This window comes from Burkholderia sp. Bp9142 (assembly GCF_003853415.1).
Lineage (GTDB): Bacteria > Pseudomonadota > Gammaproteobacteria > Burkholderiales > Burkholderiaceae > Burkholderia.
On sequence record NZ_QTPP01000004.1, the window covers coordinates 309,174 to 320,164 of the forward strand.

At 64.0% G+C, this 10,991-nt stretch carries 11 protein-coding genes and 1 pseudogene; 7 read left to right on the forward strand and 5 right to left on the reverse strand.

Annotated elements, in window-relative coordinates; all coding sequences use genetic code 11:
* Positions 1–26 precede the first annotated feature (26 nt).
* The 3 genes from scpB to DIE22_RS07200 form a co-directional block, all read right to left on the reverse strand.
* Positions 27–1,037 (reverse strand): SMC-Scp complex subunit ScpB, encoded by a 1,011-nt coding sequence (scpB, locus tag DIE22_RS07190; protein WP_124604789.1) that lies wholly within the window; start codon positions 1,035–1,037, stop codon positions 27–29.
* Positions 1,038–1,309: 272 nt separating this feature from the next.
* On the reverse strand, positions 1,310–2,512 hold the full coding sequence (locus DIE22_RS07195) for a pyridoxal phosphate-dependent aminotransferase (RefSeq protein ID WP_124604790.1): 1,203 nt from the start codon (positions 2,510–2,512) through the stop codon (positions 1,310–1,312).
* Between the two features lie 64 nt (positions 2,513–2,576).
* Entirely contained in the window at positions 2,577–3,479 is a 903-nt protein-coding gene (locus tag DIE22_RS07200) for a LysR family transcriptional regulator (RefSeq protein WP_124500476.1), read from the reverse strand.
* A gap of 431 nt (positions 3,480–3,910) precedes the next feature.
* On the opposite strand from DIE22_RS07200, the pseudogene DIE22_RS07205 reads away from it, so the two are divergent.
* Together DIE22_RS07205 and DIE22_RS07210 are read left to right on the forward strand one after the other, a co-directional pair.
* Positions 3,911–4,306, forward strand: a pseudogene (locus DIE22_RS07205) (transposase); the annotation flags it as partial.
* Positions 4,307–4,507: 201 nt separating this feature from the next.
* A complete protein-coding gene (locus DIE22_RS07210; RefSeq protein ID WP_124604791.1) occupies positions 4,508–4,759 on the forward strand; it encodes a hypothetical protein in 252 nt (83 codons plus the stop codon).
* A 179-nt stretch (positions 4,760–4,938) separates the two neighbouring features.
* Here the strand turns inward: DIE22_RS07210 and DIE22_RS07215 are convergent, their stop codons facing one another.
* Positions 4,939–5,256, reverse strand: coding sequence for a hypothetical protein (locus DIE22_RS07215; RefSeq protein ID WP_006754206.1), 318 nt, complete (start codon positions 5,254–5,256; stop codon positions 4,939–4,941).
* A 157-nt stretch (positions 5,257–5,413) separates the two neighbouring features.
* Here DIE22_RS07215 and DIE22_RS07220 point away from each other — a divergent pair, with 157 nt between their 5' ends.
* From DIE22_RS07220 to DIE22_RS07230, 3 genes are all read left to right on the forward strand, one after another.
* Positions 5,414–6,130, forward strand: coding sequence for a YdcF family protein (locus tag DIE22_RS07220; protein WP_124500474.1), 717 nt, complete (start codon positions 5,414–5,416; stop codon positions 6,128–6,130).
* Between the two features lie 222 nt (positions 6,131–6,352).
* Complete coding sequence (locus DIE22_RS07225; protein WP_059684490.1) at positions 6,353–6,631, forward strand: hypothetical protein; 279 nt, start codon at positions 6,353–6,355, stop codon at positions 6,629–6,631.
* A 137-nt stretch (positions 6,632–6,768) separates the two neighbouring features.
* The gene (locus tag DIE22_RS07230) at positions 6,769–7,026 is read left to right on the forward strand and encodes a DNA-binding protein (protein WP_124500473.1); all 258 of its coding nucleotides are present in this window, start codon (positions 6,769–6,771) and stop codon (positions 7,024–7,026) included.
* Positions 7,027–7,691: 665 nt separating this feature from the next.
* Here DIE22_RS07230 and bamC read toward each other — a convergent pair.
* On the reverse strand, positions 7,692–8,900 hold the full coding sequence (bamC, locus tag DIE22_RS07235; RefSeq protein WP_124500472.1) for an outer membrane protein assembly factor BamC: 1,209 nt from the start codon (positions 8,898–8,900) through the stop codon (positions 7,692–7,694).
* 358 nt (positions 8,901–9,258) lie between these two features.
* Between bamC and DIE22_RS07240 the strand changes: the two genes are divergently transcribed.
* Positions 9,259–10,659: a tyrosine-type recombinase/integrase gene (locus DIE22_RS07240; RefSeq protein ID WP_185640567.1), complete on the forward strand. Its 1,401-nt coding sequence runs from the start codon at positions 9,259–9,261 to the stop codon at positions 10,657–10,659.
* An 82-nt stretch (positions 10,660–10,741) separates the two neighbouring features.
* Positions 10,742–10,945 (forward strand): hypothetical protein, encoded by a 204-nt coding sequence (locus DIE22_RS38115; protein WP_185640568.1) that lies wholly within the window; start codon positions 10,742–10,744, stop codon positions 10,943–10,945.
* Positions 10,946–10,991: the final 46 nt, after the last annotated feature.

A 10,991-nucleotide genomic window follows, 5' to 3' on the forward strand; every position in this document is an offset into this window, starting at 1 on the left:
CGGGCGCGGCAAGAAGTCGGCCGCGATCAGGCGCGGCGCTGTTCGGGTTCTGCTTCGTCGTCCGGCAGCACGTCGGCGCCGATGGGCGCGCTGGCGCTGCGTACGGCATCGGCGAGGCTGTCGGACGTATCGTCCAGCATCTCGCCGTCCGCGGGACGGGAGCGCGAGACATCGGCCTGGCCAGCCTCGCCCGGCATGTCGCCGGCCGCTTCCGCTCCGTCTCCGGCAACCGCGTCGGCGGCCGGCTTGCGATCTTCCTCGTTCCATTCCGCACGCAGCGGCTCGGACTGCCCGCCGGCCGGCGCTGCTTCGGCGCCGCCCTGTTCGGTGTGAACGCGATCAGCTTCCAGCGTATCGCGGTTCGGTATTTCCTGCGTCGACGCGACGTCCGTCCCAGCGCCGCCCGGCAATTCGCCGGGCTCGTCGACCGCCGCTTCGCCGGCTTCCGGCACCGCTTCCGCCGCCAGCGCCTCGCCGTCGAAATCCATCGCCTGCTGCGCGAGCAGCGCGGCCTCGATGTTCGCGGCGGGCTCCTCGAGCGCGGGCAAGTCGTCGAGCGCCTTCAGGCCGAGATCGTCGAGGAACTGCTTGGTCGTCGCGTACAGAGCCGGACGCCCCGGCACGTCGCGATGTCCGATCACCTCGATCCAGCCGCGATCCTCGAGCTGCTTGACCACCTGCGTATTGACCGTGACGCCGCGAATCTCTTCGATGTCGCCGCGCGTAACGGGTTGCCGATACGCAATGATCGCGAGCGTTTCGAGCACCGCGCGCGAGTATTTCGGCGGCTTCTCGGGATGCAGTCGATCCAGATAGTGACGCATCGCCGGCTTGCTCTGAAAGCGCCATCCGGTTGCCAGCGCCACCAGTTCGACACCGCGGCCGGACCAATCCTGTTTCAGATCTTCGAGCAACGTGCGGACCGTGTCAGCCGACACGCCGTCGGCAAAGAGCTTGCGCAAATCGCCGAGCTTCAGCGGTTCCTGCGCGCAGATCAAAGCAGTCTCGAGGACGATCTTCGCCTCTTGGGTATTCATGCAGCTAGGCCAGACCCTGTGGTCAAACGAACCGGATCAACAAACAGACGAAAGGAACGGAAGACGCGCTCGCCCGATTCTGATCGGTCATATTGATGGGAGCACGAACCGGGGGCGGCGAACCAACTTCAGGCCAGGCCCAAACCGGACGGAACAGCACGGCTCAACGACGGAACCGCGTGACTGAGCGCCATCTTACGCAAAATCGTCCGGTGCGTAAAGATGAGCCGAACGACCTGCCGTCCGCACGCCGCGGGCGCTCTGTCCCCGCTTCAGCGCCGGCCCGCGCCGCGCGCGAGGTAGTGGCGCAAGCGCTCGACGCCCGCATCGAGCCGCGCCGGATCGCACGCATAGCACCAGCGCACGAACCCTTCGCCCTCCGGGCCGAACGCGCGCCCCGGCGCCAGTCCAAGCCCTGCCTCGCGCACCAGCGACTTGCAGAACGCGAGGCTGTCGTCCGCGCCCGGCAAGCGCAGGAACAGGTACATCGCGCCCGGCGGAGGCGGCACGTCGACGCCCGGCAACGTGCACAGCGCGGCGACCAGATGGTCACGCGCGCCGCGCAGCGCCGTGACGAACGACTGCACGAACGGCTCGCCGTCGCGCAGCGCGACTTCGCCCGCGGACTGGATGAAACCCGGCGCGCACGACGTGTTGTATTCGACCAGCTTCGACAGATCGCCCATGACCGACGCCGGCGCGACCAGCCATCCGAGCCGCCAGCCCGTCATCGCCCAGGCCTTCGAGAACGAATTCACGACGATCACCCGCTCGTCGCGCGACGCGATATCGAGAAACGACGACGCGCCGCCCGCGCCGAACGCGAGTCGCTCGTACACTTCGTCGGCGACCACCCAGATACCGTGACGTCGACAATGCGCGAGCACGGCCTGCTGGTCGCCGCGGGACATCGTCCAGCCGGTCGGATTGTTGGGCGAGTTGACGAACAGCATCCGCGTATCGGGCGTCAGCGCCGCGAGCAGCCGGTCGACGTCGAGCCGCCAGCCCGCGTCGCCATGGCCGAGCGGCACGCATTCGACCTGCGCACCGAGGATCTTCGGGATTTCGACGAGGTTCGGCCAGAGCGGCGTGACCGCGACGACGCGATCGCCCGGCCCGACCAGCAGTTGTGCGGCCAGCATCAGCGCGCTCACGCCCGAACTCGTCACGGCGATCGTATCGGCCGCCGTCGCGCCATGACGCGCGCTCACGTAGGCCGCGATCGCGTTGCGCAGCGGGACGGTGCCGAGGTTGTGCGTATAGAAGGTTGCGCCGTCTCGCAGCGCCGCCGCGGCCGCGTCGCGAACGAATGCCGGCGTCACGCGATCGGATTCACCGAACCAGAACGGCAACACGTCGGGCATGCCGAAGCCGGCGTTCGCCACCTCCCTGATCAGCGACGGCCGCAGCGCATGGACCGCGCTGCGTGCCGCCGGCTCGCCCGTCGCCGGGCCGACATCTGCGAAATGCGTCATCGAGCACCGCCACCGAGGAACACGATCCGCGTAGTGTACCGGCGGGCGCGCCGGATCCGCACCCTCAGTCGAGATCTTCCGCCCGCGCCGGCATCTGGCGCGCGAGCTCCCAGATCGCCTGCGCGGCGGGCGACAGCGACCGGTCGCGGCGCCGGACCAGCTCGACGGTGCGCTCGGTGCGCGGCGTCAGCGGCCGTGCGACCAGCGTCGATCCGGCCGGCAGCGGCAGCGACAGCCACGGCTGCACGCTCACGCCGACGCCGGCCTCGACGAGCCCGAATACCGTCGCCGAATGCCCGAGTTCCTGCATGACCGTCGCATTCACCCGATGGGCGGCCAGCGCAGCGTCGATCAGCGGCCGGCTTCCGGACGCATGATCGAGCAGCACGAGGCGCTCGCCGTCGAGTGCCGTCCACGGCACCTCGGCCTGCGCCGCAAGTGGATGATCGGCGCGCGCGACCAGGCAGAACGAATCGGTCATCAACGGTTCGCACACCAGATCGGCAACGGTGAGCGGCCCGATGACGACGCCGAAATCGACCTCGCTCGACTTGACCTTGCGCAGCACGTCGCTCTGCACGTCGTCGCGCAGGCCGAGCGTGACGAACGGGAACCGGCGCTCGCACGACGCGACGACGCGCGGCATCAGCCGGCACGCGATGGTCGGGCTCGCGGCGACGATCACGCGCCCCCGCCGCTGCTCGCCGATCTCGCGAATCTCGCGCAGCGTGTCGTCGAGATCGTCGATCAGGCGGGAGACGCTCGCGATCAGGTTCGTCCCGACGTCGGTCAGTTGCACGTCTCGCGTCGTGCGGTCGATCAGCTTCAGCCCGAGTTCCGCCTCGAGCTCGCGCACGCAACGGCTGACCGCGGACTGCGTGAGCCCGATCTCGCCGCCCGCGCGACTGAAGCTCCTGAGCCGCGCAACCTCGATGAATACGCGAAGCTGGCGCAGCGTAACGTTCATCCCCTCACCTCATCATTCGTCGACATCGATGCGCGATTTTAATGCGCGAAACACGCTCCGATGTGCGAATCCGGCATCGATCGCACATGTTTCGCTGCGGTGCAATATTCGCGCAAACGCACGTGGCGCGGGCGAATTGCACAAGATTGGTGATTGTCCCGATTTGCTGGCGGGTTATTTTGGCGTCTTATACGCCCCTAGCTGACTTAGCCGTTAGCCCGCTGCCAAGCGGCTCTCGAGGGAATCGCCTCCGACGTGGCACACATCGTGCATTACCTGGCGCACAGGGCGCAGGTTCTCGTCGGACGGAAGGCAGAAACGCCGCTGCCGGCCAACCGGACGCCCCCACCCGGCACTCGACGTTCGAGTGCTTGAAGAGTGCGCGGCGCAGGGCAGCGCACCGGAGTTAGCTTCGCTGAGGTGAGGACATGATGCTGTTCGACGATTTGAGAGATAACGAGTGGGCGCTGGTCGAAGGTCTGTTTTGCTCGGAACCCGCACGGAGCGAACGGCGCGGCCGTCCGCGCGTGGAGGCACGTTCGGTGGTCAACGCCGTGCTGTGGGTACTGTCGACGGGTGAAGGCTGGTCGAAGCTGCCGGGCCGCTATCCATCGCCGCCGACCTGCCGCCGTCGCTTCGACGAATGGCAGGCAGACGGTACGCTCGCCGAAATCGTCAAGCGACTCGGCACGAGCGGCCGCCAGATCTCGTTGCGCGGGCGCATCGGAGCAAGCGCGACGAAGCCGCCCGCACCGCCGAGCCGCGACCGGCTGCGCGGCGCCTTCTGGACCAACCCGGAATCCTGGCGCGCCCCCGTGAAGATGGCGTAACGCATGCTCGATCGGGCGGCTTCGGCCGCCCGGTTTCTTTCAGCGCCACGCGCGTTGCGCGGCGATCGCGCCGTCGTCGATTACCGTTGTCGCGCCGCGATACATCTATTTACGATTATTTACAGCAAGCCTGCACTCCCGCGCTTACCTTAGCGACATATCAACAAGCCGCGCCGATGGCTTGAAGGGAGCCCCGCCATGAAACCAATGTCACTGCTCGTCGCATGCGGCATTGTCATTTCGCTGGCGCTGACCGCCCCCGCTCGCGCCGACGATCGCGCGAAGCCGCCTCACCGCCAGCAAGATCACCGGAACACCCTTCGCCAGCAACCGCCCGTCACGCCGCCCAACCGCCAGACCGTGCCGCGCGGCGACTTGCGCGGCGACATCGCCAGCAACGCGCGTGCGCGCATCGGCTCGCAGCCGTCCGACCTGCCGCGTCATCCGTAGTCCGGCAACCTGCGGGATTTCGCCAAAGAAAATTCCCGGATTCGGGAACTGCTCGATACGCGACGAGTCACATTCGTTGCCATGAGCACAGCGTGGCAACAGCAAAAGTATCCGGTACGCCCGTATCCTCGCGATACGGGCTTTTTTTTGAGGTGTCGTGTGAGGACAGGCGTACGCCTCTAGAGGCGGCTTTCGAGAATCGCCACGGCACTCGCTTCGCTCAATGCGTAGTCGTCCATACGGCGATCGGTCCAGGAAAGCAATTTCTCGTCGCGCTCGAGGCGCGCACATTCGGCTCGACCGTTATCGGTCAGCACCGCGATGTCGACCGGGGCATGGAAACCCGGTGCTGGAGCAACGGTCTTCTGCCTGACCGTGTCCATCAGCCCTAGCGACCGGAGATACTCGAACACGCCCGGGCGGCGCGCCCACGGTACCTGGCGGTACTGCACTCGTCTCAATGCGTCGAGCACCGCTTCGTTGGAATACGTGGCCATCTCGATTCTTTCTTAAAGTGCAGCGACAATGCGAAGCGGCGCGCCGGGCGGGAGCTCCGCCCGCCGATACCGCCACCGATTCTGGAGGCCGACGTTCGGCGTCGCGTCAGGGCCGGATCATCAGCCGTCCATAAAAAGACACCATACCCCAATCAAATTGATTCTGTTCGATTCATTTGCACTTCTCTTCGTCTGTTTCCTGCTCTGCCGCAAGCGGCGGCGACTCATCGCGATCGTCGGCGTCGCGCTGTTCTGGCTGCTCGCGACAGGCTGGCTCGCGGCGCCGCTCATCGCGTGGACCGAGGCGGGCGTGACACCGGTCGAGCACCCCGACATGCACGGCCGGACCACGCTGATCGCCCTCGGCGTCGGCACGCGGCGCGGCGAAACCGGCCTGCGGCCGCCCCCCGACGGAGAAGCGCGCATCCGCATGACCGCGGCGCTCTATCGCACGTGCCTGCAGCAGGCCACCCGCTGCACCGTGGTGATGTCGGGCGGCGACCCGCAACATCACGGCGAAACCGAGGCGGCCGTCTACGGGCGCCGGCTGGTCGCGGAAGGCGTCGCTCCCGGCGACCTCGTGCTCGAGCCGAACAGCCGTACGACCTACGAAAATGCGAAATTCACTGCGTCTATACTACGCTCACAACATGACGACACGCGCATTCTCGTCGCATCGTCTTACCAGATGCGCCGCGCATTGCTCGATTTCCGCCGTTTCGGCATCGATCCGCAGCCCGTTTATTCGAATCGCCGGCGTGCGCAAACGGGCTGGCTGCCCCGCTGGCGCAACCTGGAAGACGCGAACCAGGCCTTGCACGAGCTGGTCGGCATCGCGCAGTTCCACGTCTATCGATGGCTCGGGTGGTTTTGACGACGCTACGCGCACCGGCAGCGAAAGCGACGGCACCGCCCGGAATGGCATGCGCGTGACGGCATGCATGAAGTGTTGCGCGACTTCAACGGGGCCTTGCGCTGCGCCTCGATCCGGTGCACATTGATCCGTCACTTTTGTTACACTCGACACGCACTCGTTTGCAGTCGCCAGACAAAACGGCAACATTCGGGTTCATCACCACTTAGCGGAGGTAAAGCAATGAAGAAGACGTCCCTGGCTATTCTGGTCGCGATGTCGGCGCTGACTGGCGCAGCGTATGCGCAAGAGAGCACGCAAATCCAGACCATCACCGACCCGGCCAAGATCGCCGAGATCGAGCAGCGCGCACAGGCACTGCAACAGCAGCAAGCGGCCGAGGCTGCACAGCCGGCGGCGCAGGAAGAGCACCACGCCAAGAAGGCCGCTCACCACAAGGCAGCGAAGAAGGCCGGCAAGAAGGCCGCCAAGGCCGCTCCGGCAGACGCTGCCAGCCAGTAAGTTCGGCGGCACCGCACAAGCGAAAAAGCCGAATCCGGGCAACCGGGTTCGGCTTTTTGGGTTGCGGCGCCTGCGCGCTGTGCTAAAGTCGCGCACCGAATTTTTCCACCCGTGCGCACCCCGGTGCGGAGGACAGCATGAGCAACATTCATCTCGACATCGAGTGGACCGAAGAAGCCACTCGCAAGATCAAGCAACTGATGCCGCGCGGCTCGGACGACGCCTTCCTCGCGCTGCCGCCGATCGAGTGCCTGCCGATGGAGGGCGACGTGCTTTTCCTCGGTCCGCAAGGCAAGCAGCAACCGTTCATTGTCGCCGAACGCCAGTATCACCACGACGGCGATGCCGACTGGACGATCATCCTGATCCTCGACGTACCCAGCGCGTCGCACTGACGCGTCGCAGCGGCCGGCAACGCGTCCGGCCGCGCCACTTCGCCCACGCGCCTCGACAGCTCGCAAATCCCGGAACGATCGATCCAGTCCGCGACCGCTCCGCGGCAAGCGAGAATGAACGTCGAACACGCCTGCGCGGTCAACGCAGCCTCGCCCGCCCAATGCTCGCGAATACGAATCGCGTCAACCGGATCGGCGTGCCCTCGTGTTGCGGCCCCACAAAAAAAATTGCCCGCGCTTCAGAAGAAGCGCGGGCGAAACCGTCGCCCTACGAGGAAAGGCGACGGGGCCATCGAGATCCGCGCACGGCGCGGATCGTCATCGGTTGCGCCGGCGCTCGCAGCGCCGGCATCTGAAGACGTCGAGACCGTTGGTCGAGCGCTCGCGACACCCGCCCGTTCTCTGACGCCATCCTCCCTGTCCTAACGATTCGAACTTATAGAGCAGTTTGCGTGCCAGGTATATTTTCGAAAGCACACCATTGATCTATAAGGATATTTTTTCGGTCATGACGACGTAACACGTGTTCCGCCGCCGTAACGCGCGGATGTTACGTAACGTCAACGGAGGAATCGAACGCCCCGCAGATGCCCGCACTGACGCGCGTGACAATGAAAAAACCCGCCGAAAGGCGGGTTTTTTCGAAGACCGGAAGCGTACCGCGATCAGCGCAGCTGATTCACGAGCAGCCCCATGATCTGCCGGGCCGGTGACGACGCATCGATCGCACCCGAATCGTCGACGACTGCCACGCGCGTCTGGTCGGGCGTCAGCGCCTTCACGTTGACGCGATACTGCTTCGCCAGCTTTTCCTTCTTGCCGTGGAACAGCTGGCTCCAGAAGCCCTGCTCGGCCGCGCTCAGATCCTTCGGATCGACGTAGCGCACGAAATACAGACCCTTCGCGCGATCGCGATCGTCGACCGTGAAGTTCGCGCGATCGAGCGCGAGGCCGACGTGCAGCCACGACCGGTCGTACGGCTCGCCGAGCGTGACTTCGGACGGCACCGAGCCCGAATCGACGTCGTTGGCTTGCGACGACGTGCGCGCGACGTTCTGTGCGGCGATCGCGGCGGCGGCAGCCTTCGATGCGTCGGTATCCGCCTTCTTGTCCTTCGGCACCGTGTTGTCGTTGATGTTCGCGACCGGCGGCTCGCCGTTCTTCGCACGCTGCTCGTTCTGCGCGAGCACCGCCATCAGCCGCTTCAGGTATTCCGTCTCGAGCGCCGGATCGTTCGGCTTCGCTTCCCACTTGCTCGAATCGTTGTTCGCACCGGTGATCGCCTCGCGCATGCCCTTCTGGCTGATGAACACGTAGGAGCCGCCGTTCGGCGCCGAATCGAGGCGCGTACGGTACTTGTTGCGCTCGGCCGTCACGTACGAGTTGCCCATCGCCTTCGAGATCACGCTACGGATCAAGCCGTCGTTGATCTGCGGATGGGTTTCGTTCCAGTCGGTTTCCATCACGCCCTTGTCGCGCTGGTCAACGACGAGCAGGAAGCCCTGCTCCTGCCAGAAACGGCGCACTTGCGGCCAGATGTCGGCCGGCTTCTTGCCGTCGATCACGAGCCAGCTCTCGGTGCCGTCGCGCTGGATATGCATGCCGGCCACGGCGGGCGCGACGGTGTCCGTCGCGGGCGCCGCATGCTGGACCTGCTGAAGCGCAGACAGGGAAGTCGCGCCGCCCTGTGGCGGCAGCGAACGCTGATCGGCCGTCTCGTCGAGCATGTTGGGCGGCACTGCGAGCGACGCTTCCTTCGATTTCGAATCGCTCTTGTAGTCCACTTTCGTGGGCGACGACGTACCGCAACCGGCGACGAGCGCGCCGGTTGCGAGCACTGCAGCGAACCGCATGGTAAGACGAAGATCAGTCATGTTCGGGGAATCCTCTTCCGCTAAATCACGGCGCTTTCCGTGGATCAACCTTGCATTTTACCGGGGCCGCGCCGGGATGTGCAAAAAAGCGACGGGCAAGAAAAAACCCGCGCCAGCCTGAACTGACGCGGGTTCTTTGTCTGGTCGGGGCGAGAGGATTTGAACCTCCGACCACCTGCACCCCATGCACTTTTTTGTCGCATCCGTCGAGTTCCGCTGGCGTCCGATAAAACACCACAATCCATTGATTTTAATGCTTATTTTAGCAAGAACTTGCCCTAGCAATTCCATTACAATACGACCCAAGCTTCCGGATCTGTGGGGGCAAATGTGGGGGCAATTTCCCCCGGAGGTTGCAATGAGCACGCTCACCACGAAGGAATTGCAAGGGCTAATCCCAGCTGACAATGGCCGTCGCCTGTCCGATGGACATGGTGTTTTTGGTGTGGTCCGTGCCGGGGTGAAGGGCATATCGGTTCAATTTTCATTGCGCTATCGAGCAGGCGGCGGCGTCCGCGAGATCCGTCTCGGTACCTTTCCGAAGGCGAGCCTGCGCCAGATCAGAGATGCCCGCGACCGTGCGCGTGCATGCATTAGTTCCGGGGAAGATCCGCTGGAACAGAGACGCATCGAAAGGCTAAAGAAACTAGTCGACGTGAGCGCAGAAGTCCGCACCCTCGAGGACAAGCTCGCGCGTAGGACGTTCAAACAGCGATTCAACGAGTGGGCCGACTCCGCCTTGTGGAAGCGGGCAGACAACGGACAAGAAGTCCGTCGAGCATTCAAAAAGGATGTCCTTCCAGTGATCGGCGACATCGCGATGGAAGACGTACGCCGCTCTGACATCATGTCCTCACTGGACGCGATTATCGCGCGAGGCGCAAACCGGCTCGCCAACCGGACTCTCACCGATCTCAAACAATTCATCAAATGGTGCCAGGCGCGGGAGTACGTTTCCGCCAATCCTCTGATGATGGTCTCAAAGAAGGATGTCGGCGGGACAGACGCCGAACGAGAACGAACCCTTTCCGAGCACGAGATCGGCGCCTTTCCGAAAGCACTGGAGTCCGCGAACTTGCCGGAACCCACAAAGCACGTATTGATGTTGATCTTGGCGACCAACGCACGCGTGGGCGAGGTCATTAAGGCACGCAAGCGCGACATCAACCTTGAACTTCGGACTTGGCGCGTACCAATTGAAAACGCGAAGAACGGGGATGCACACATTGTATTTCTGTCTGACTACGCCACAACGCACATGAGCGCACTCTTTCAACTGTCCAACAGTAAGGAATGGCTGCTACCCGCCCGCCGGCACAAGGACAAACCAGAAACGCACATTGACCTCAAAAGTATCACCAAGCAGGTAGCCGACCGTCAGTTAGTCTTTTACGAGCGTGGCGCACATACGAACCGAACCGCTAAAACGAATTCCCTCGTTCTCGGCGACGAAAAATGGACTCCGCACGACTTACGGCGAACAGCCGCCACCTTGATGCAGGCGACGGGAGTATTGCCCACCGTGATCGACAAGTGTATGAACCACCGCGAGCAGAACCGCATGAAACGCATCTATCAGCGGTACCCATATACGGTCGAGAAGCGCGCCGCATGGCACCTGCTGGGGGCACGACTGGACCAACTGACGGGCCTGGATCGATTTGCAGAACAAGCTGAGCATGACGGGGCCACGGAAATGAGGGAACACGCATTGCAGGCTGCCGCGATCGACGTCTCGACATCAGAGCCGGGGGGATAGGGCTCGCACTCTTTGGCGCCGGTGTGGAATCCATACGTAAGCGGCCAGCCAACCCGGCTGAGTTTGGCCGAGGCGCTTGGACATGCGTGCTGATTTCGACACGGCCTTGGCGCGTGTGGTCAAGGTGTTCGGCGCCGCACACCCACATCATGCCTATCTATCTGTTCGCCAATCGGCGCGCCAACCGCACGAAGGTCCTGATCACGACGGGATCGGTATCTGGCTGGCCGCGGGACGCCTGAATCAAGGGCAGTTTGAGCTTCCCCTGAAATTTCGCCTTCCATGAGGTCGTGTATAAACTCGACGGAAAGGAAGGGAATCAGGCATGTTCA